The organism is Cryobacterium sp. 10I1 (assembly GCF_035019805.1).
In the GTDB taxonomy this organism is placed as follows: domain Bacteria; phylum Actinomycetota; class Actinomycetes; order Actinomycetales; family Microbacteriaceae; genus Cryobacterium; species Cryobacterium glucosi.
Genome location: NZ_JASJVF010000037.1, coordinates 1 through 22,078 on the forward strand (window position 1 = coordinate 1; position 22,078 = coordinate 22,078).

Consider the following 22,078-nt stretch of genomic DNA (forward strand, 5'->3'; position numbering starts at 1 on the left):
GGGTCTGCATCAGCAGCGCGCGGATCCCGGCGACCATCGTCGCCATCCCGCCGTGCACCGCCCACGCGGCCGACCCCGGTCCGAAGAAACCGGCGTCCTCGCCGAGTTCCATCTTCTCCACCCACGAGGGCCGTCCCTCGGAGTTTCCGGACAGCGTCGAGAGGAGATGCGACCGCCAGCTGTCCGTGAACCTGCCCATACCCGAGGTTAACCGGCGCCGGCTGGGCATCCGCCCCGAACGGCACGACCGGCGGAATCTGATGCGCTTGCCCGGCTCTAGAATCACGACCATGCCGGTGCCCCGATTCCTGTTCGCCGACCAGCTCGGACCGCATTTCGATGACGGCGGACCGATCGTCCTGGTCGAGGCCGTCGGGGTCCTTGGCCGCTGGCCGTACCACCGGGCGAAGGCGCACCTGATCCTCAGCGCACTGCGGCACCGGGCGCGGGAACTCGGCGATCGGGTGGAATTCCTGCGCGCGGAGCACTATCGCGACGTGCTCTCCGGACGCCCGCTCGAGGTGATCGATCCCACCAGCTGGGGGGCGCGGGCGCTCGTGGCCGAACTCGGGGCCGACGTGCTGCCCAGCAGGGGTTTCGTCACGAGCGAGGCCGACTTCGCGGACTGGGCGGCGGGCCGACCGGCCTCCCGGCTGGTGCTCGAGCAGTTCTACCGCTCGGTGCGCGCCCGGACCGGCGTCCTGATGCGCGGCCCAGACCCCGAAGGCGGCCGGTTCAACTTCGACCACGACAACCGCCGCCCGCCGCCCCGTGGGGCCGTCGGCCTCGGCCTGCCCGACCCGTGGACCCCGGTCGAAGACGAGATCGACGCCGAGGTGCGCCGCGACCTCGACCGGCTCCAGGCGGATGGCCGGATCACCCTGATCGGCCGGGACGGACCGCGACGCTTCGCCGCGACCCGGGCCGAAGCCCTTGCCGCCCTCGACGACTTCATCGAGACCCGGCTGAACGACTTCGGTCCCTTCGAGGACGCGTCGCTGCGCGGAGACGATGCGATGGCGCACTCCCGGTTGAGCGTTCCGCTGAACCTGGGGCTGTTGCACCCGCGGGAGGTGATCGATGCGGTCGTCTCGGCCCATGCGAGCGGCGCGGCGCCGCTGCAGAGCGTCGAGGCGGTCGTCCGCCAGCTGATGGGCTGGCGGGACTGGGTATGGCACCTCTACTGGCACCTCGGACCCGACTACGTCGGCGACAGCAATTTCCTGGGCGCCCACGAGCCGTTGCCCCGGTCGTTCCGTGAGCTCGACGGCTCCGGCGTGCGCGCGGCGTGCGTCAGCCACGTGCTGAACGCCGTTGCCGACACCGGCTGGGCCCATCACATCCAGCGCCTGATGATCCTGGGCAACCAGGCCATGCAGCGCGGCTATCACCCGGGCGAGCTGAACGACTGGTTCATTGCGGCGTTCGTGGACGGCACACCGTGGGTGATGCCGGCCAACGTCGTCGGGATGTCCCAGCATGCCGACGGCGGCATAGTCGCGACCAAGCCATACGCGTCGGGCGGCGCATACATCTCGACGATGAGCGATTTCTGCGGCGGCTGCCCGTTCAACCCGAAGAAACGACTCGGCGAGGATGCCTGCCCATTCACGGCCGGCTACTGGGCCTTCCTCGACAGGGTCGAGCCGCGCATCCGCGGCAACCACCGGATGAGCCAGCCGCTGGCCGGACTGCGACGTCTCGCCGACCGTGAGGCCGTCGTCGCGCAGGAGCGCTCTCGCACGGTGTGGTGAGCTCCCGGGTTCTTTCGAAGCGTTAGATTCAGGGGGAGGGCGCTCGTGGCCGGGGCGCGAGACGGAGGAAACCGGGATGAAGATCGAGAACATCGAACTGCGTCGGGTGCGCCTGCCGCTCGTCAGCCCGTTCCGTACCTCCTTCGGCTCGGTGTCCGAGCGCGAGGCCCTCCTCGTGCACGTGACAACGGCGGATTCCGAGGGCTGGGCCGAATGCGCCGCGGAGGCCGAGCCCCTCTACAGTTCGGAGTTCCTCGACGGCTGCGAACTCGTGATCCGCGACCACCTCGCCCCGCGGCTGAACGCGGCCGGCGAACGCCTCACCGCCGAGCGGGTCGCACCGGCGCTCGCCGCGGTCAAAGGGCACCGGATGTCGAAGGCCGCCCTCGAGACCGCGATCCTCGACGCCCAGCTCCGCACCTCGGGAGTCTCGTTCGGGGGCTACCTCGGAGCGGTGAGCGACCTCGTCCCCGCCGGGGTCTCCGTCGGGATCATGGACTCGATCGACCGGCTCCTCGCCGCCGTCGAGGGCTACCTCGACGAGGGGTACCTCCGGATCAAGCTCAAGATCGAGCCGGGCTGGGATCTCGCCCCCGTGCGTGCCGTGCGCGAGCGCTTCGGGCCCGACGTGCTGCTCCAGGTCGACGCGAACACCGCATACACACTCGCTGACGCCCGCCACCTCGCCAGGCTCGACCCCTTCGACCTGCTCCTGATCGAACAGCCGCTCGCAGAAGACGACATGCTCGGGCACGCCGCCCTCGCGACCCTCATCCAGACCCCGGTCTGCCTCGATGAATCGATCGAGTCGGCCAGGGACGCCGCCGCAGCGATCACCCTCGGCGCGTGCAGCATCATCAACGTCAAGCCCTCCCGGGTCGGCGGCTACCTCGAGGCCAGGCGGATCCACGACGTCGCGGCCGCCCACGGCGTTCCGGTCTGGTGCGGCGGCATGCTCGAGACCGGCATCGGCCGGGCGGCGAACGTGGCGCTCGCCGGGCTGCCCAACTTCGTTCTTCCGGGGGACACCTCCGCCTCGAGCCGCTACTACGCCCAGGACCTGACGAAGCCGTTCGTGCTCGAGGACGGCCACCTCCGGGTTCCGACCGGGCCGGGCATCGGCGTGGAGGTGCTGCCCGACGTGCTCCACGACCTCACCGTGTCGAGTTCGGACATCCGTTTCTGATCCAGCGGCACGAGAAGTCCTCGACCTGCGCGGTCAGGCGGAGTAGCGTGAAATCGGTGGCGGGTCCACTGCCCCAGAAGCCGGAGTCGCCATGTCCTCGCTCTCGAACTACGGGCAGGTGATCGCGGCCACGACTGTGGCGCTCCAGTCGATGCTCGCCGGGTCGCCCTTCGGACTGAACGTGACGGCGCGCAGCCTCGACGTCGCACGCACCGGGGTCACCGGGTCGTCGATCAACCTGTTCCTCTACAGCGACAGCCTGATCAGCTATCGCGAGGCGAGCGCACAGCATGGGCCCAGCCGGGTCATCGCGGAGTTGCGCTATCTCGTGAGCGCCTTCGCGGCCGACATCGAGGACACCGACGCGGCAAGCCACCGCGACTTCGGCACCGCACAGGCCGCGATCGAACGGCATCCGGTACTCACGGTTCCCGTGACGTCGAGCGAGAAACTCCAGGTCTGGCTCACCCCCTCTCCGCTCACGACCGAGGTGCTCACCTCGCTCTGGCAGGCATCCGCCGCCCCCCTGCGCGTTTCGTTCGCGGTGATGGCGTCATTCACACTCGACACGACGGAACGGGTCACGAAGCTCGGAACGATCCGGGACGTCGTGAAGCTCGCGGGCGCCGGGGCGATCGCCGTGTTCAGCGGCACGGATGCCGGTGCGAAGGCCGCGGCGGCGGCATCCGCTGCGAGCGAGCTCGGCAAGGCCCTCGTCACCGTCGGGCTCGACAGTGTCGTCGCGTCGTCCCCCGAGGAGACCGATGCGACGCTCGATCGGCTGTTCGAACGGGTGAAAGAAGAGGGCGCCGTACTCCTGGTCGACGACGCCGACGCCGTCTTCGGCGTGCGCCCCGAGGAACTCGACCCCGACGACCCGTACGCCGCGATCGACGTGGGAGCGGTGCTCGACCGGCTCGGGAACGCCCCGAGCGTCGTGATCATCGCGCTCACGGATCTCTCCGGCGACGAGCTCGCCGATCGCGCCCGGGTCGAGGTGCGGTTCCCCGCTCGCTGAAGCCCCGCTTACGCTGAGGGAATGCCCTCGTTCCGGATCACCATGACCATCGGCAGCCTGCAACCCGGGGTCGCCCCCGACTCCGTCCTGCCGGCTGCTGCGGCCGCCGCGGCCGAGCTCACGACCGTCGAGGCGTCCGACCTGGCCGTCGTGGCCGGTTCGGCGCGCGCGACCGTGCGCTTCACCGCGGACGATGCGGCCTCAGCGGTCCGAATCGGCGCGCACACCCTCGCGGGCACCCGCGTCCGCGCGGGAGTGATCACGTGGCAGGTCACCGAGCGCGTCCACGGCCGCTGGCTGCCCGTCCACTGACCCCGCTAGATCAGGGTGCGGAGCGCGTCCTCAACCGTCAGCCCGAGGCGCGCTGCGTGTGCGGTGAGGCGGGCATGCTGCTCGGCGGTGAGCGTGAGGGAGACCTCATGTGCGGCGGCGGGGTCTGCGGCGTCGTCGAACGAGAACAACTCCGGATGCGCCGCGCGCGCGGGCGGAGCGGAAACGGCCCGGCGCACGGCCGGCTTCTGCTCTCGCGAGGCGGCACCGGCTGCAGGGCCGACCGCAGGAACCGCAGGGGCCGTCTGGGCCGCCGGTGCCGCCGGGGTGCCCGCCCGCACGAACCCGGGACCCTTCGGGATCGGCCCACCGCGCTGGTACGCCTCGGAGACGGCCCTGGCCCGGGCATCCGCTGCCTCGTTGAGCGGATGGTTCGCGTGTCCCTTGACCCATTCGAACCGGTAGCGACGGCCGGCGAGCGCCGCGTCGATCTCCTGGAGCAACTCGAGGTTCAGCACCGGCTTGCCGTCGGCCTTGCGCCAGCCCTTGGCCTTCCAGCCGCGCATCCACTTGGTCACCGAGTTGATCACGTACTGGCTGTCGCACAGCACGAGGAGGTCCTCGTCGAGGTGCGCGGTCGCGCGGAAGAGCTCGAGGACGGCCTTGAGCTCGCCCTGGTTGTTGGTGGCGTGCTTCCAGCCGCCGGCGTCCCAGCAGGAGTCGTCGACGTACCAGGCCCAGCCGGCCGGTCCCGGGTTGCCGAGGGCCGAACCGTCGGCGGCAGCGGTGATGGTCATGGTGGCCTCTCCTCGGGGAGCGGTCTCGCTCCCCGGTGTTCTTCCCTATTTTCGCATTGACCGGGTGAAGCTAGCCGACGACGCAGTGCCCGGGCTCGACGGAGTCTGTGAGCGATGCGGCCTCTGCGGCGACGGGGGTGACGGACTCCATCGCGAGGGCGTAGCCGATGTTGGCGGTGACCGTCGACTTCGCGAAGACGACGCCGACGACCTTGCCGTCCTGATTGAGCAGCGGCCCGCCGGACTCGCCGTGCTGGATGTCCGCCGCGAGCGTGTAGATCGACCGGGAGGTCGGATTGTCGCCGTAGATGTCACCGACGACAGCCGGTGCGACCGCGACGACCTCCGCGGGTCCGGTTTCGAACGGTCCGCCGTACGGATAGCCGTCGCTCACGGCCAGGCTTCCTGTCGCGAGGTCCGCACCGAGGCCGAGAGGTTCGGCATCGAGCCCAGCGACGGCGATGACGGCGAGGTCGGCCGCCGGGTCGAAGTACACGACGTTTCCCGCGCGGGCCGTGCCGTCAGCCGACTCGACGACGGGCTCTGAGACGCCCGCGACGACGTGCGCGTTGGTCAGCACCCGGCCCGGCGCGATGACGAAGCCGCTCCCGGACTGGTTCTGCCCGCAGGCATATGCCGTCCCGACGATCTTGAGCACGGAATCCTGCGCGGCGAGCAGTTCGGCGCTCGTGCCGGTGACGACGGGAACCGTGGGCACCGGCCCGTTGAAGGCCTCGATGACCCGAGGGATGCCCTCGGTGACGACCATCGCACGCAGCTGGGCGAGGAAGGCCTTGACCGGATCGGGCGTGAGCGAGTTGATCGACCGCACCACCGTCGACGAGGCGATCGCGGGCGACAGGACCGGCACCCCGAGCGACCCGATGCTGAAGGCGAGCATCGACACGATGCTCGCTGCGACGACGACGGCGATGCCGGCGCCGAACACCCGGTCGACGACGAGCAGCCGTCTTCGGGCCGCTCGGGGACGGAGCACCCTGCCGAGGGTTCCGCCGATCGACAGGCCGCCGAGCAGGAGGACGGCGGCGGTGGCGAGGGTCGCTGCGGTGCGCCACTCCGCTGCAGGCACCCAGGCTCCGACGAGCGGAACGAGGAAGTATGCGGCGATACCGCCGGCGACGAGGCCGGCGATGCCGCTCAGGCTGCCGATCAGGCCGCTGCGGTAGCCGGAGACGACATAGCCCAGCAGGAGCAGGACGAGGAGGACGTCCACGATGGTCGAAATGGGCATAGCTCCAAGACTACGTGGGGAGTTATGCACAGGTTGCGTTCCTTGCGCGAGTTATGCACCGATCCCCAGCGAGCGCACCCGGGGAGGGAACGCCCCGGGAGAGTGTCCGCATGACACCGACCATCGTGAAGACCAAGGAAGCCCACGACTTCCTCGCCCTCGTGCCACAGCTCGCCGGGTTCCAGCCCGAGCGCAGCGTGGTCCTCGTCGCCTTCCGCGGCAACCGCACCTGCGGAGCCCTGCGCTTCAACCTGCCGGAACCCGACCTCGCACGCACGGTCCTCCGCCGCGTCGCGACCACTCTCGTCGGCACGCTGTGCAAGATCGAGGGGGTGGACGCCGTCGTACCCGTCCTCTACACCGACGAACGGTTCGCGGACGTGCCGGGCATCCCCGGTGAGCGCTTCGCGGAAATCCTGGGCCGCCGGGCCGAACTGTCCGGCTTCCTCGTCCGGGATTCCCTGTGCGTCGCCGCAGACGGCTGGGGTTCCTATCTCGACCCCGCCTGCCCGGCGGGCGGGCGGCCGCTGTCCGAGATCGCGGAGTCCCCGGTGAACCGCGACCTGCCGCCGGAGGCCCGGCGTGAACTCGGGCACCTCGTGAGCCGGGCCGACCTGCCGAAGGTCGACCTCGCGCTCCGGGACCGCTGCGCCAGGAGGCTGACCCGGTACGAATGCCTCGGGTCCCAGGTTCCCGACGCGCCCGACCTGCCCGAACTCGTGGCCATGGTCGGGGACATCCTCGACCCGGTGTCGACAACGGAGGCCGCGCTCGAACGGGACCCCTCCGCTCTCGACGCCGAACAGGCAGCAACCCTGCTGTTCCTGCTGAAGAGCCCGGCCCGGCGCGACCAGGTCATGCTGCAGATCGCGTTCGGCGAGGAGATCGGGCGGGTGACGCACGAACTGAACGAACGGTATGCCGCGATCCAGCGCGAGACCGGCCGCAGCATGGACGACATCGTCGCAGAGGAGCAGGCCGGATCCGGCGCAACGGGGGACCTCGCGCAGACCGGCGACCTCATGCTCGGATCCGTCTCGCAACGTCCTGACCCTGAACGGATCGAACGCGGTATCGACCTCCTGAAGACACTGGTCGCGCTAGCTCCGAAACGAGTGCGCCCCGCGCCACTGTGCATGCTCGCCTGGCTGTCGTGGGCGCTCGGGCGCAGCTCGGTCGCCGGGATCTTCATCGACCAGGCCCTGGCGATCGACCCGGAATACGGCATGGCCAGGCTGCTGCTCACCGTCGTCTCCGCCGGGCACCTGCCCGAGTGGGCGTTCGCGGTGCCGGCGGATGACGCCGGTGACACCTGATCGACCACGCGAGCGGCACTGCGGGGTCGAACGCGGGTGCTCCGCCGTTCCGCCGGTGGTGCACCACAAGCGAAACGGCGGAACCCCAGCGCTCGGTGTCCTGCCCGCGACTCCTACAGGTACTTCGGGGCCTCCGCGAGCACGCCGTAGAGGATGTCGCCGATCTCGCGGAACTCGGACGGACCGATGGTCAGCGGGGGAGCGAGCTGCACGACGGGGTCGCCGCGGTCGTCGGCGCGGCAGTACAGCCCGGCGGAGTAGAGCGCCTTGGACAGGTAGCCGCGAAGCAGGCGTTCGGATTCCTCGTCGCTGAACGTCTCCTTCGTGCCCTTGTCCTTGACGAGTTCGATCCCGAAGAAGTAGCCCTCGCCGCGCACGTCGCCGACGATCGGCAGCGCGAGCAGCTTCTCGAGCTCGGCGCGGAAGATCGGCGAGTTCGTGCGGACGTTCTCGTTGAGCCCTTCTTCCTCGAAGATGTCGAGGTTAGCGAGCGCGACCGCGGAGGAGACCGGGTGCCCGCCGAAGGTATAGCCGTGATAGAACGTCGTGTCGCCGTGCTTGAACGGCTCGTAGATGCGGTCGGAGACGATCGTCGCGCCGATCGGCGAGTAACCGCTCGTCATGCCCTTCGCGCAGGTGATCATGTCCGGTTCGATGCCGAAGGTCGTCGAGGCGAACATGTTCCCGATCCGGCCGAACGCGGTGATGACCTCGTCGGCGACGAGGAGCACGTCGTACTTGTCGCAGATCTCGCGCACGCGCTTGAAGTAGCCGGGGGGCGGCGGGAAGCATCCGCCGGAGTTCTGCACGGGCTCGAGGAACACGGCGGCGACCGTCTCAGGCCCCTCGAACTGGATCATCTCCTCGATCCGGTTCGCCGCCCAGAGGCCGAACTTCTCGATGTCGTCGCCGAAGCCGGAGCCCATCTCGTCCGCCCGGTAGAAGTTCGTGTTGGGCACCCGGAGGCCACCTGGGGTGACCGGTTCGAACATTTCCTTCATCGCGGGGATACCCGTGATCGCGAGGGCTCCCTGCGGCGTGCCGTGATAGGCGACATTGCGGGAGATGACCTTGTGCTTGGTCGGGCGGCCCTGAAGCTTCCAGTAGTACTTGGCGAGCTTGAACGCGGTCTCGACGGCCTCGCCGCCACCTGTCGAGTAGAAGACGCGGTTGAGGTCGCCGGGAGCGAACGAGGCGAGCCGGTCGGCCAGCTCGATCGCGTTCGGGTGCGCGTACGACCAGATCGGGAAGAACGCGAGTTCCTCCGCCTGCTTGGCGGCCGCCTGGGCGAGGCGCTTGCGCCCGTGCCCGGCATTGACCGTGAAGAGGCCGCTCAGGCCGTCGATGTACTTCTTTCCGTTCGAGTCCCAGATGTGGTGTCCGAGGCCCTTCGTGATGATCGGAACGCCCGCGCCGGATTCGACGACCGACTGGCGTGAGAAATGCATCCAGAGATGGTCCTTGGCCTTCTGCTGCATGGCCGCGTTCTCGGCGTCCGTGTAGACGGTGGGCCCGGCATCCTCCGGCGTAGCGGCGGCATCCGCACCGGTTGCGTCAGCGCTGACGACCGCGGGCGAAGCGGGAACGGATTCGAGCAAGGGTTCTGAGAGTGTCATTTTTTACCGTGTTCCCCAGTTGTAGAACTGTTTGTGGAGTTTGAGATAGACGAATGTTTCAGTGGACCTGACCCCGTCGAGGTTGCGGATCTGGGAGTTGAGCAGGTCGAGGAGCTCATCGTCGTCCTCGCAGACGACCTCGACGAGGATGTCGAAGGAGCCTGCTGTCAGCACGACGTAGTCAACGGCCGGCATCGCGGCGAGCAGTTCCGCCAGTATCCGGGTGTCTCCCGAGGCACGGATGCCGATCATGGCCTGGCGGAAGAAACCGAGCTGCATCGGGTCGGTGACGGCCACGACCTGCATGACCCCGCCATCCGTGAGCTTCTGCACCCGCTGGCGCACGGCGGCCTCGCTGAGTCCGACGGCCTTGCCGATCTCCGCGTACGACCTGCGCCCGTCGACCTGCAGCTGCTCGATGATTTTCTTCGAGACGTCATCGAGGGGTACCGGCTTGCCCGGCGTGGTACGTCCGTTTGCGACCATCCAGCGATTATGCCAGCGAGACCCTCCCCCGGCAAGCGATTCCGCAGCTTTTTACGGCAAATGCTGCGGATTCCATATCTCGGAGGGTTTTGCCGGTGCGTGGGGTCTCCCCGCGCCGCACGGCGGATCCGCGTACTCGGGATACGGTGAAGATCCTAGGAGGACGAAGGGAGTCCCATGGACCCAGAGTGGATGTTCGTGGCCGGCCGCTCCTTCGTCGCCGCGGTCCCGACCGACGCGCCCCGTGGCCTCGTCACGGCGCTCTCGAGCAGGGCCGGAGACGCCAGCGTCTCGGCAGAGGCCCTCGTCGGACTGTTGCCGCTCGGTGGCTCCGATGCACTCGAGTCCTTCGCGCTCGTGATCCGTGCAGCAGCGGATGAGTCCGCCGTGACCGTCGTCGTGCGCGGACAGATCGCCGTCGACGTGTTTTCGGTCGGCGGATCACGACGCTTCACCGACCAGGGGATCCGGCCCTGGAACCTCGCCGATTTCTCCGCAGTGACCGTCGTCGTGATCGGTTCCCCGGACACGGCGGCGCCCGCCGCCGTACCCGCTGGAAGCGGAACCGGGAACGAACAGGGCACAGTGGTCGGCCGGACGGCGCGCTGGTCGCCAGGCGGCCTGGCGGCCGAAACGGACGACACCGCGATGCGCCTGCCGAATGACACGGTGATCCGCAGGCCGGACGACACGGTGATCCGCAGGCCGGACGACACGGTGATCCGCGGGGCGGACGACACGGTGATCCGCAGGCCGGACGACACGGTGATCCGCGGGGCGGGTGACACCGTGATCCGCCAGCTCGAGGAGACCGAGGACACCGAGGACACCGAGGACACCGAGGACACCGAGGACACCGAGGACACCGAGGACACCGAGGACACCGAGGACACCGCGACCGGCGCAGCCCTCCGTCCGCCACTCGCCCGGTTCCGGCTGTCCGACGGCCGTGAGTTCCCTCTCGACCGTCCATATCGGCTGGGCAGGCGCCCCGCACAGCCGCGCATCCCCGTCGGGCCGGGCATCACTCTCGTGGCCGTCGTCTCTGCCGGCTCGCTCGTGTCCGCGACCCACGTCGACATCCGGCAGGTGGGGGACGTCATCGTCGTCACTGACGCGGGCTCCCGGAACGGCACCATCGTGGTCTCCGCGGACGGGCGCAGGGAGCGGCTCCGTCCCGGCGATTCCCGAACTGTGCCTCCGGGTACGAGAATAGACATCGGGGACGATAACATCATCGAGATCATCCCGGCGAGCGGCACCGAGTCGGCTCCGTATTTCCCAGCACATCGTGGAAGGCACCACCCGTGACCCAGATTGGTCAAGGCTCAGGCGGATTCGAGGTCGCTTTCCCCTCGGTGAAGAAGACGGTCTCGCTCGCGTGGGCCGCACTCACCGACACCGGGCATCGCCGCGAAGTCAATGAAGACAGCCTGATATCCGCGCCGCCCATATTCGCGGTCGCGGACGGCATGGGCGGGCATTCCGCTGGCGACGTCGCGAGCGCGGCCGTCGTGCACCGGCTCGCCGAACTTGCCGGGCGGGACTCGCCGCAGAATGCGGCCATCAACGCGGCGCTCGGCCTCGCGGTCACGGACATGGCGTCCGGAGTCGGCGTGACCGACCTCGGCACCGGGACCACGGTGACGGGAGCCGCACTCACCCTCGTGTCCGGCGCTCCCCAGTGGGTCGTGTTCAACATCGGCGACTCCCGGGTCTACCTGCTCACCTCCGGTGTGCTCGAACAGATCACCATCGACCATTCCGTCGTGCAGGAACTCGTCGACGCGGGCCGGATCACCCGCGACGAAGCGGATGTCCATCCGCACGGCAATATCATCACCCGCGCCGTCGGGTTCCACGAGGCGCCGATCCCCGATTACCGTGTGCTGCCTGTGCACCCGGGGATGCGCCTCCTGATCTGCTCCGACGGGTTGACCAAGGAACTCACCGCATACGGCATCCGGCATTTCCTGATCTCGAACCCGGACCCGGACGACGCCGCGAAGGCGCTCGTCGAGGCCGCGCTCGAGAACGGCGGTCGTGACAACGTGACGGTGATCGTCCTCGACGTCCTCGATATCGAAGACAGCGAAGACAGCGAAGACCGTGAAGAGGACCTGGGAACCGGCGGCCCGTCCGCCTCGCAGGACGCCGACACCGGCCCGCTCGACATCGGCCATCTCGACACGCACTGATTTCGACACCCCCTGAGTTGGGGGAGCAGCATCCCGGACACGTGCGGGGCAACTGCCTAAACTTGAGTGACGCCAGTCGTGATACCCGTTCGATGCGCGTTCACGGACCAGTCCAGGGACCATTGGCGAGAGCGAGACGGGGAGGCCGCGATGCAGCGACGATTACCGTCGACGCCCCCGAACCTGCCGGGGTTCTCCTACCTCCGGGTGCTCGGCTCCGGAGGCTTCGCCGACGTCTTCCTCTACCAGCAGGACCTTCCGCGCCGACAGGTCGCGGTCAAGGTGCTCCTCGCCGAGGTCGTCAACGACCAGGTCCGGCAGCTGTTCCAGGCCGAGGCCAACCTGATGGCCTCGCTGAGCTCGCACCCGTCGATCCTGACCGTTTTCCAGGCCGGCGTCTCGGCCGACGGACGCCCATACCTCGTGATGGAACAGTGCTCTCCGGCGCTCAGCCAGCGCTACCGCACAGAGCCTCTCGGCGTCCCTGAAGTGCTCCAGGTCGGCATCACCATCGCGAACGCCGTCCAGGCCGCGCACCAGGCCGGCATGCTGCACCGGGACCTCAAGCCCTCGAACATCCTCGTCACCCGCTACGGGCATGCCGTTCTCGGCGACTTCGGCATCGCGGCCACGGTGAGCGAGACCAGAAACGTCGAAGCGGTCGGGCTGTCCATCCCCTGGTCCGCTCCGGAAGTCCTCCTCGACGAGGTCTCCGGCTCCGTCGCCTCCGAGGTCTGGTCCCTCGGCGCCACCCTGTACTCCTTCCTCGCCGGTCATTCGCCGTTCGAGATTCCCGGCGCCGAGAACAGCTCGGCCCAGCTCATCTCCCGCATCAACAAGGCCAGGGTCCCGGCGATCGGCCGCTCGGATGTCCCGGGCAGGCTCGAGCTCATCCTCCAGCGCGCGATGTCCCGGCGTCCGGAGTCGCGCCAGGGCAGCATGCTCGAGCTCATCAGGGAGCTGCAGTCCGTCGAGGCCGAACTGGGCCTCCTCCCCACCCGGCTCGAGGTCGCCGACGAGGACTGGGCCGCTGAGAACGGCGTCGACGACGACGACCGCACCCGCATCTCCGCCGTGAATTCGATCAATGCGTACCAGGAGCCGCGCCGCCGCCGGGTGCATCAGGCGCCACGAGGGCGCCGTTCGGCGGCCGGCGCGCTCGCCGACACCTCCGGCGCGCGCAGCCCCTCTGGGTTCGACGGTTCGGCGGGGACTGCGGGCAGCGCGGGCACGGCCAGGGGCAGGTCCCGCGCCACAGCCAGGGGCTCGGTGCCGGGGGTCTGGCGGCGTTCGGTGCTCGTCTGGGCGCTCGTTGCGGCATCCGTCGTCATCGTCGTTCTCGCCGTCGTTACGGCGTCGGCGCTCTCGCACCAGGCGACGCCAGGGCTGCCGACCGTGAGCAATGTCTCCGGGGAGCTGCGGGACGGCATGGTCGTGTTCGGCTGGGCTGACCCGGGCATCGCCCAGGGGGACAGCTACGTGATCACCCTCCGCACCGGAGAGAGCAGCATCCAGAAGGGCACTGAGTTCAGCGTCGACCCGCACGGACAGGCCAGGGTCTGCGCAAGCGTCGCCGTGAACCGGGACGGGCGCACCGGGGGCGCGAGCGGCGAGAAGTGCGTCGACGCCGGCGGGTCCGTGACCGGAAGCACGCGCGGTGACCTGACCAGAGGCGGCGACGCTTCGTGATCCGTCTCTGGGTCTCCCGCCAGTTCGCTGCGCACCGCTCGGCGTGGGCGACGGCCCTCGGCGGAACGCTCGTCCTGGCCCTCGTCGTGACGACCGCTGTCGTGTCCGGCGGGTACACCGCCCAGCGTCTTGACCTCGGCGATGCCGCCGTCTGGGTCACCAACGAGACCCGCCAGGCTGTCGGCCGGGCGAACACGGCGGTGATGGAACTCAACACGGTCGTGACGAGCGAGAGTTCCAATCTCGACGTGCTCCAGTCCGGAGCGACGGTCCTCGTGCTCGACACCGGCAACAGCTCCCTCGACATCCTCGACCCGGCCACGGCAACGATCGTGCGCAGCGTTGCACTGCCGCCCCGGGCGCCCGCCGTGTTCCTCGCAGGAACCCGCACCCTGATCGCCTCGAACGGCGATGTGTGGGAGACCCCGACGAGCCGGCTCGCGAGCTTCGACACGGCGACCGCGCCGACCCTCTCCCTCGGCGCCGGCTCGGTCGTGAGCGTTGACGACACCGGAACCCTGGTCTCATTCACTCCCGCGACGGGCGCCCTCGCCCAGGCGCCCTCCGGAAGCGGAACGGTCACCTCGAGCCAGACGCTCAGCGCGGGGTCGCCGGGCGACGATTATCAGCTGACGAGCGTGAACGGCGCCTGGGCGCTGCTCAACGCGACCTCGCGGCACCTGTTCCTCGATGGCAGGGACGTCGACCTGTCCGGGTTGATCGTCGACGGCGGCGCCCCCGCCCTGCAGCAGCCGAGTCTCTCCGGCTCCCGCGTGCTGATCGCCCACGAGCAGGGGCTCGTCGCCGTCCCGCTCTCCGGCGGCGCCCCGACCGTGCTCGTCAGCGGCCGGAACGGCACAGCGGCGGCCCCGGACACCGCCGGACAGTGCGCCTATGCCGCCTGGTCGGATGGCACGGCCTGGCGCGACTGCGGCGACGCCGGGTCCGGCGTCTCGGCGTCGGGAGCGTCCGGAGGCTCCCGTGGAACGCAGTCCGGCACGACGACGACCCTCACCGGGCTCAACGACAACGCCAGGCTCGCCTTCCGGCGCAACGGCACCGGGCTCGTGCTGAACGATGCGCACAACGGTTCGACCTGGGCGGTCCAGCGCGACAACCAGCTGATCGACAACTGGGCCGACCTGATCGACACGACCCCGGACACCCAGCGCATCGAGACCAACGGCGATGACACCCCTCCGGTCTACGACAAGGTGCAGGCCCCGCCCGTCGCCGTGGACGACTCCTTCGGAGCCCGGCCCGGCCGGATCGTGACCCTCCCCGTGCTCCTCAACGACTCCGATCCGAACGGGGACGTGCTCGTGATCGAATCGGTCACACCGATCGATGCGACCGACGGCCGGCTCGACCTCGTCGGCAACAACCAGCAGGTGCAGCTCACCGTCGCGGAGGCGGCAACCGGTCAGCTTCGCTTCGGATACACGATCAACGACGGCCGTGGCGGGAGCGCATCCGCAACCGTCACCGTCACTCTCAGGGCGCCGGGGGAGAACTCCGCTCCCGAGCAGGTGCGGACCACCCACGCGACCGTGCGTGCCGGCGGCCGGGTGACAAGCCAGGTGCTCGGCGACTGGATCGACCCCGACGGCGACCCGGTCTACCTCGCCTCAGCGTCCGCCGCGGGCCCCGACCTGCTGAGCTTCACCCCCGCAGGCGCCGTCGTCTTCACGGATGCCGGCACGAACGCTGATGACAAACGGGTCGGCCTGAGCGTCTCCGACGGCCGCCTGCTCGGCACGGGCTCGCTGACCGTCTCCGTGCGCGCGAGCGGCGCCGTGCCGATCGTTGCTGACTCCTTCATCGTGCTCGCGACTGCGGGGGCCGAAGTCTCGGTGTCCCCGCTCGACCACGCCCGCGGCGGGTCGGCGCCGCTGCGGCTTTCGAGCGTCCCTGCCAAGCCGGATGCCACGATCACCCCCGACTTCGCCTCCGGTGCGTTCCGGTTCCTGAGCAGCACCCCGGGGGTCCACGAGATCGAGTACTCGGTCACCGACGGGCAGCTCACCGCGACGGGAAGGGTGCGCGTCGACGTCGCTCCCGCCGCCGACGCCAACAGCACCCCCGTCACCGTTCCCCACACGGCCTTCATCCGAGGCCAGCAGGCCACCCTCGTCGACGTGCTCGCGAGCGACTTCGACCCTGCGAACGGAGTGCTGCTGATCACCGGGACGATGAACGTGCCGGCGTCCAGCGGCATGCGGATCGAGATCCTCGACCAGCGGATCCTCCGGGTCACCCTGACCCGTCCGCTGCCGGACGGCGGGCTCAGTTTCGGGTACCGGATCAGCAACGGGCTCGCCGATGCCGAGGGCACCGTCACCGTCGTCGAAATCCCCGCGCTCGGTCAGAAACAGGCCCCGATCGCCGTTGCGGACACCGCGACCGTCCGGGTCGGCGACACCATCGACATCCCGGTCCTCGCGAACGACGAACAGCCGGACGGTGACTCGCTGACCCTGGACCCCGTCCTCGCCTCCGGCCTGCCCCCGGGCGCAGGCCTGCTCTTCGCCGCGGGAACCGTGCTGCGTTACCTCGCGCCGGCCACCCCCGGCACGTATACCGCGGTGTACCGGGTGAACGCCCCCGACGGCCAGTATGCCAACGCGGAGGTGCGCATCTCGGTGCGCGAAGCCGACCCGAGCACCAACAATCCGCCCGTCCCGAAGACGGTGACCGCGCGGGTGCTCTCCGGCGGCACCGTCGAAGTGTCGATCCCGCTCACCGGGATCGACCCTGACGGCGACTCGGTCCAGCTCGTCGGCCAGGAGACCAACCCGGAGAAGGGATCCGTCACCGCGGACGGGACGGACACGTTCCGGTACCAGGCCGGGGAATACTCCGCAGGAACCGACACGTTCAGCTACGCCGTCGTCGACGCCCTCGGCGCTCGGGCGATCGGCACCGTGCGGATCGGGATCAGCCCGCGCCTCGACGGCGCCCGCAACCCTGTCGCGGCCCCCGACGACGTCGTGGTGCGTCCGGGAAGCACCGTCTCCGTTCACGTGCTCGCCAACGACTCGGACCCCGACGGCGGCCGGCTCACGATCAGCGCCGTCGAACCGAGCGGCACCCCTGCCGACCTCGCGGCCGACCACGGCACGGCCATGATCGCCGGGGACACCATCGCGGTCACGGCTCCTGCGACACCCGGCCGGTTCGGCTTCATCTACGAGATCAGCAACGAGCGCGGCGGTACCAGCTCGACATTCCTCACCGTCGTCGTGCGTGCGGATGCCCCGCGTGCCAGGCCAGAGGCCAGGGACACCCACCTGACCCTCTCCGACGTGCTCGCGGGCGGCACCGTCGACGTCGACGTTCTCGCCAACGTGACCTTCGCCGACGGGCCGGCCCGCGGCCTGGCGCTGAGCGTCCCCGAGTCCTGGGCCGACTCCGCGAGGGTCACAGACGCCAAGCGCGTCCGGGTGACCGTGCACGCCACGAGCCAGATCATCCCGTTCCAGGTCGCGAACCCCGACGACGCGAGCATCACCGCCCTCGCGTTCATCTGGGTGCCGGGGTACACCGACGCCCTGCCGCAACTGCGGAAGGGCGTTCCCGCGCTCACCGTCGCGAGCGGCGCCAACCTCACCATCCCGATCAACGACTACGTCGTCGCCGTCGGCGGCAAGCAGGTGCGCCTCACCGACCGGAGCCTCGTGCACGCCACCCGGTCCAACGGTGCAGACCTCGCCACCTCGGACACGAGCATCGCCTTCACGAGCGCGGACCAGTACTACGGTCCGGCCTCGGTGTCGTTCGTCGTCACGGACGGCACCGGCGCAGGAGACCCGGATGGCCACACGGCCACGATCGTTCTCCCGATCACGGTGACGCCGCAGGCGAACCAGCCGCCGGCCTTCGACGGCGCCGTACTCGACTTCGAACCCGACCAGACCAAGGTCATCGACCTGTCCAAACTGACGTCCTACCCGTACCCGAACGACCAGGCCTCCCTCGTGTACTCGGTGCTCGACCCGAAACCGGTCGGATTCGACTACTCGCTCGATGGCCAGCAGCTGACACTGCACGCCAGGACCACGACGCTGCCGGCCTCGGGTGGGCAGGGCGGCCACGGGTCCATCACGATCGGCGTCTCGGCCGGCGGTACGCCCGGTCGGGCCGGGCGCATCGAGATGAGTGTCGTCGCGTCCACCCGGCCGCTCGCCATCCCGGCGGCGGATGTCGCGATCGCCCCCCGCGGCCAGACGACCGTCGTCGACGTGCTCGCCAACGACGGCGCGGCCAACCCGTTCCCACAGGTCCCGCTCCGGGTCGTCGCCGTGCGCGGACTCGGCGGTGCCGGGATCCCTGCCGGGGTCAGGATCACCCCGAGCGCCGACAACAGCACACTCAGCGTGCAGGTCGCAGCGAACGCCGCTGCCGCGGACACGAACCTCGAGTACGAGGTCGCCGACGCGACGAACGACCCGAACCGTTACGCCTGGGGCACCGTGCGGATCTCGGTTCAGGACCGGCCGGACCCGGTGACGAGCCTCTCCGTGACCGGGTTCTCGGACACCCGTCTCGCGGTCGCCTTCAACCCCGGCGCCGCCAACAACTCCGCCGTCACCGGCTACGAGATCACCCTCGTGAATGCCGTGACGGGCGCAGCGATCAGCACCACCACCTGCCAGGCGACCTCGTGCACGGTCCCGACCGGCGGCAACGGGCGGGCCAACGCTGTCCGCGTCTCTGTCGCAGCGCGCAACGGCCTCGGCCTCGGCGCGACGACCGCGCTCGCCGACACCGTCTGGTCCGATGTCGTGCCGTCGGCGCCCGGAAATCTCGCGGCCGCGCCGCTCAACGGCGGCTTGACGATCAGCTGGGCACCCGTTCCGAACGGTGCGGGTTCCCCGATTACGGACTACCTGGTCACCGTCAACGGCACGGCCCAGCCCGCCGTGAACGCGACGGGTCCTGGCTGCGGGGCCACCCGGTGCTCGCTCACGGTGAACGGCCTCGCCAACGGCGCATTCGTTCCGGTGAGCGTGAGCGCCCGCAACGAGTCATATCCCGCCCTCTCAGCGTGGACATCCGCTTCGACCCAGGGCACGCCTTACGGTGCGCCGACGGCCGGCGCGGTCTCCGCATCGGCCGGTGCCGCCGGCACCGTCCACGTCGCGTGGGATGCCTTCTCCGGTTCCGGCGACCCCGTCGGCGGATACTTCGTGCAACGCCTCACGAACGGAACGGTGCCGACGGGGAACCAGGCGTGCACGGTCACCTCCCCGGCCCCCGGCACCGTCGTCGTTCCCCACACCGGCGCGAACGTCGCCGAGCTCAGGAACCTCGGAGCAGGCGCCACGAGCGTCGACTTCACCGGACTCACCTCGGACACCGCGTCGTACTCCTTCGTGGTCTGGGCATACAACAGGGCCGGCTGCACCAACAGCCAGGTCACCACCGTTCAGGTGCAGTCGACTCCCGGCGCGGTCACCGACCCGGGAGCCTCGATGGGGATGCACGACACGGCATACGACCTGCAGATCACGCCGGTCAGCCCGGGCGCCGGCGTCACGGGCTATGAAGTCCGGGCCGTCGACGCCGCGACGGGGACCCCCGGCGCGAGCGCGACCTTCACCGCGACCGCCCTGCCACGCCAGCTGCTGACCCCGACGGTCTTCGGCGCACCGTTCAGCTACCAGGTGCGCGCGTGCGACACCTCGGCCACCTGGGGCACGTGTGGGGCCTGGTCCGCGACGATGACGGCACCGGCGGCATCCGTCAGCCTCGCCGTGACCGGCCTGGCCTACGACCCGGCAACCGGCGTCTTCGGCTGGACGAACGGCCCGGACAACGGCGCATACACGACCGGATACAGCTGTTCGGTGCCGACGGACCCGGGTACGGCGCCCGTGGCAGGTGGCCCCACCAGCTGCACTCTCGCCGCTCCCGCACCAGCAGGCACGGCCCGCCTCGCTGTTTCCGTCGACCTCGGGCTCGGCACGGGCAACCCGGTGTACAACTACGACCGATGAGATCGATGAAACTGTTGAGACTGTTCCCATGAAGACCCGAAAGACACTGAGATGACTATCCCAAGGACCGGCCCGATGAATGCCCCGACGAACTCGACCGAGCAGGCGGCCGCCGCCACGATGACCGCAGGGGAGGCCGCGCAATTCGCCGAGGTCTTCGAACGGCTCGTCTCCGGGGTCGAACGGGTGCTGCTCGGCAAGCACCACGTCATCCGGATGGCTTTCACCGCGCTGCTCAGCGGCGGTCACCTGCTGCTCGAAGACGTGCCTGGCACCGGCAAGACGAGCCTCGCCAGGGCGATCGCGCAGAGCGTCCAGGGCACCAGCAACCGGATCCAGTTCACCCCGGACCTGCTCCCCGGCGACATCACCGGTGTCAGCATCTACGACCAGCGCAACGGCGCCTTCGAATTCCACCGCGGTCCCGTGTTCGCGAACATCGTGCTCGCCGACGAGATCAACCGCGCGAGCCCGAAGACCCAGGCGGCGCTGCTCGAGGTGATGGAGGAGGAGCAGATCACCGCGGACGGTGTGACGCACCCCGTTGCCGAACCGTTCATGGTGATCGCCACCCAGAACCCGATCGAGCAGGCGGGCACCTACCGGCTGCCAGAAGCCCAGCTCGACCGGTTCATCATGAAGGCCTCGATCGGCTATCCCGACCACGCCTCGACGATCCGGATCCTCGAGGGTGCCGGACGGCGTGCGCACGCGGTCGTCATCCCCGCCGTCGTCTCTGCCGCGACGGTCGTCGAACTCGCCGCGCTCGCCAGGACGGTCCACGTCGACCCCTCGATCAACGACTACGTCTCCCGCCTGGTCGACGCGACGCGCACGACCACCGAGGTGCGCCTCGGCGCGAGCGTGCGCGGGGCGCTCGCCCTCATCCGCACAGCGAAGACCCTCGCCGCGGCCAACGGGCGGCACTACGTCATTCCCGACGACGTGAAGCAGCTCGCAGAGGCGGTCCTCGCGCACCGGCTCCTGCTCGATCCGGAGGCCGAGTTCGACGGTGTCACACCCTCGAGCATCGTTGCGCGCATCCTGATCGAGACGCCTCCGCCGGGAGACCGGCAGGCCGCGTGAGCGATCTAGGCGGCGCACGTCCGAACGGCCTCGGCGAGGACACCGCCGACGGTCGTCTCGCCGTGCTGCTCGTGCACTCGGTCCGTGCCGTCCTGGCGACCGGTGCGCTGCTGACGACGACCTGGCGGCTCGCCACTGCCGTCGTCACGGTCCTCGGCTGGAGCGTGCTCGCATCCGCCGCCGTCGCCCTCGCGACCGGCTACCTGCTCGGCTGGACCGAACTCGTGGTGCTCGGCTGGGCTGGACTCGCGCTCGTCCTGGCTTCCTTCGGCTTCCTGTTCGGGCGGACCGCGTACCAGATCCGGCTCAGGGTTCCCGTGGACCGGGTCGTCGTGGGGGAACGGGTTCCCGGTGAACTGATCGTGCGCAACCCGACCGGCCGCCGGCTGCCTGGCGTCGGGGTCGAGGTTCCCGTCGGCCTCGGCCTCGCCGAGTTCGCCATGCCCGGGCTCGCCAGGGGCGCAAGCTTCGAGGACGTCTTCATCGTCCCGACCGTGCGGCGCGGGATCATCCCGATCGGGCCGGTGCGGACGGTGCGCGCGGACCCGGTCGGCCTCGTGCGCCGGGAACTCGTCTGGGCGGAACGTGTCGATCTCTTCGTGCACCCGCGCACCCTCCCGATTCCGAGCATGAGCACAGGGTTCATCCGTGACCTCGAGGGAAACCCCACCCGTGACCTCACCAACCTCGACATGTCCTTCCATGCCCTGCGCGAATACGTGCCGGGGGATGAACGGCGCAGCATCCACTGGAAGAGCACCGCGAAGACCGGCCGCCTCATGGTGCGCCAGTACGAGGAGTCCCGGCGCAGTCACCTTCTGGTCGCACTGAGCCTCGCCGCAGACGACTACGCCGACGACGAGGAATTCGAACTCGCCGTGAGCGTCGCCGGTTCGCTCGGGGTGCGGGCGATCCGGGACCAGGTGCAGCACCGGCCGAACCGGGCAGGCACGAAGCAGCGTCCCGCCGCCGAAAGGCTCAGCACCCTGACGATCACCCGCCTGCTCGACGACCTGTGCCGAGTGGATCGCACGGCGGACGCGTTGCCGCTCGGCGCGCTCGCCCAGTCCGCAGCGGATGCCGTCGCCGGTGTTTCCGTCGCCTTCCTCGTGTACGGCTCAACGGTGAGCCTCGCCGAGCTGCGCGCAGCGGCGACGCATTTCCCCGGCGGGGTCGAAGTCGTGGCCGTCGTCTGCGCGACAGAGTCCGTGCCGAGCCTCCGGCGCGTCGCCGAGCTCAGCGTTCTCACCATCGGCTTCCTCGAAGACCTGCAGCAGAGCCTCGCCAAGGGGGTTGCCGCGTGACCGGGAGAGTGCAGCCCCGCGCATCCGCCGCCTTCATCGTCGGGAACACGGCCGCGCTGCTGCTCGCGACGATGGTCGCGGCCGTGACTCTCTGGCCGGTCTACGGG

At 69.7% G+C, this 22,078-nt stretch carries 15 protein-coding genes and 1 pseudogene; 11 read left to right on the forward strand and 5 right to left on the reverse strand.

Features of this window, described 5'->3' with window-relative positions; all coding sequences use genetic code 11:
- Positions 1-199 (reverse strand): annotated as a pseudogene (locus tag QN345_RS05650) (DUF2236 domain-containing protein); the annotation flags it as partial.
- 91 nt (positions 200-290) lie between these two features.
- Here QN345_RS05650 and QN345_RS05655 point away from each other — a divergent pair.
- From QN345_RS05655 to QN345_RS05670, 4 genes are all read left to right on the forward strand, one after another.
- Complete coding sequence (locus QN345_RS05655) at positions 291-1,754, forward strand: cryptochrome/photolyase family protein (protein ID WP_322188218.1); 1,464 nt, start codon at positions 291-293, stop codon at positions 1,752-1,754.
- 76 nt (positions 1,755-1,830) lie between these two features.
- On the forward strand, positions 1,831-2,940 hold the full coding sequence (gene menC / locus QN345_RS05660; RefSeq protein WP_134445890.1) for an o-succinylbenzoate synthase: 1,110 nt from the start codon (positions 1,831-1,833) through the stop codon (positions 2,938-2,940).
- Positions 2,941-3,031: 91 nt separating this feature from the next.
- On the forward strand, positions 3,032-3,958 hold the full coding sequence (locus tag QN345_RS05665) for a Pvc16 family protein (RefSeq protein WP_134445889.1): 927 nt from the start codon (positions 3,032-3,034) through the stop codon (positions 3,956-3,958).
- Between the two features lie 21 nt (positions 3,959-3,979).
- Complete coding sequence (locus QN345_RS05670; protein ID WP_134445888.1) at positions 3,980-4,270, forward strand: hypothetical protein; 291 nt, start codon at positions 3,980-3,982, stop codon at positions 4,268-4,270.
- A 5-nt stretch (positions 4,271-4,275) separates the two neighbouring features.
- Here the strand turns inward: QN345_RS05670 and QN345_RS20555 are convergent, their stop codons facing one another.
- Together QN345_RS20555 and QN345_RS05680 are read right to left on the reverse strand one after the other, a co-directional pair.
- Positions 4,276-5,025 carry an RNase H family protein gene (locus QN345_RS20555; RefSeq protein ID WP_134445887.1) on the reverse strand — a complete coding sequence of 250 codons (750 nt, stop codon included), beginning with the start codon at positions 5,023-5,025 and terminating at the stop codon, positions 4,276-4,278.
- Between the two features lie 70 nt (positions 5,026-5,095).
- Positions 5,096-6,277: a MarP family serine protease gene (locus tag QN345_RS05680; RefSeq protein ID WP_322188216.1), complete on the reverse strand. Its 1,182-nt coding sequence runs from the start codon at positions 6,275-6,277 to the stop codon at positions 5,096-5,098.
- Positions 6,278-6,387: 110 nt separating this feature from the next.
- Here QN345_RS05680 and QN345_RS05685 point away from each other — a divergent pair, with 110 nt between their 5' ends.
- Positions 6,388-7,593, forward strand: coding sequence for a DUF4192 domain-containing protein (locus QN345_RS05685; protein ID WP_166787222.1), 1,206 nt, complete (start codon positions 6,388-6,390; stop codon positions 7,591-7,593).
- 113 nt (positions 7,594-7,706) lie between these two features.
- On the opposite strand, the gene QN345_RS05690 is transcribed toward QN345_RS05685, so the two are convergent.
- Together QN345_RS05690 and QN345_RS05695 are read right to left on the reverse strand one after the other, a co-directional pair.
- On the reverse strand, positions 7,707-9,209 hold the full coding sequence (locus tag QN345_RS05690; protein WP_255454089.1) for an aspartate aminotransferase family protein: 1,503 nt from the start codon (positions 9,207-9,209) through the stop codon (positions 7,707-7,709).
- Positions 9,210-9,212: 3 nt separating this feature from the next.
- Positions 9,213-9,695: an Lrp/AsnC family transcriptional regulator gene (locus QN345_RS05695; protein ID WP_134445884.1), complete on the reverse strand. Its 483-nt coding sequence runs from the start codon at positions 9,693-9,695 to the stop codon at positions 9,213-9,215.
- A gap of 177 nt (positions 9,696-9,872) precedes the next feature.
- On the opposite strand from QN345_RS05695, the gene QN345_RS05700 reads away from it, so the two are divergent.
- The 6 genes from QN345_RS05700 (at position 9,873) to QN345_RS05725 (ending at position 21,971) form a co-directional block, all read left to right on the forward strand.
- Complete coding sequence (locus QN345_RS05700) at positions 9,873-11,006, forward strand: FHA domain-containing protein (RefSeq protein WP_323508491.1); 1,134 nt, start codon at positions 9,873-9,875, stop codon at positions 11,004-11,006.
- A complete protein-coding gene (locus QN345_RS05705) occupies positions 11,003-11,893 on the forward strand; it encodes a PP2C family protein-serine/threonine phosphatase (protein WP_322188211.1) in 891 nt (296 codons plus the stop codon). The genes QN345_RS05700 and QN345_RS05705 overlap by 4 nt, the downstream gene beginning before the upstream one ends.
- A gap of 150 nt (positions 11,894-12,043) precedes the next feature.
- A complete protein-coding gene (locus tag QN345_RS05710; protein WP_322188209.1) occupies positions 12,044-13,582 on the forward strand; it encodes a serine/threonine-protein kinase in 1,539 nt (512 codons plus the stop codon).
- Positions 13,579-19,581 (forward strand): Ig-like domain-containing protein, encoded by a 6,003-nt coding sequence (locus QN345_RS05715; RefSeq protein WP_323508492.1) that lies wholly within the window; start codon positions 13,579-13,581, stop codon positions 19,579-19,581. The genes QN345_RS05710 and QN345_RS05715 overlap by 4 nt, the downstream gene beginning before the upstream one ends.
- A 75-nt stretch (positions 19,582-19,656) precedes the next feature.
- Positions 19,657-20,667 (forward strand): AAA family ATPase, encoded by a 1,011-nt coding sequence (locus QN345_RS05720; protein ID WP_241975398.1) that lies wholly within the window; start codon positions 19,657-19,659, stop codon positions 20,665-20,667.
- Positions 20,664-21,971, forward strand: coding sequence for a DUF58 domain-containing protein (locus tag QN345_RS05725; protein ID WP_323508493.1), 1,308 nt, complete (start codon positions 20,664-20,666; stop codon positions 21,969-21,971). The genes QN345_RS05720 and QN345_RS05725 overlap by 4 nt, the downstream gene beginning before the upstream one ends.
- Positions 21,972-22,078 lie beyond the last annotated feature (107 nt).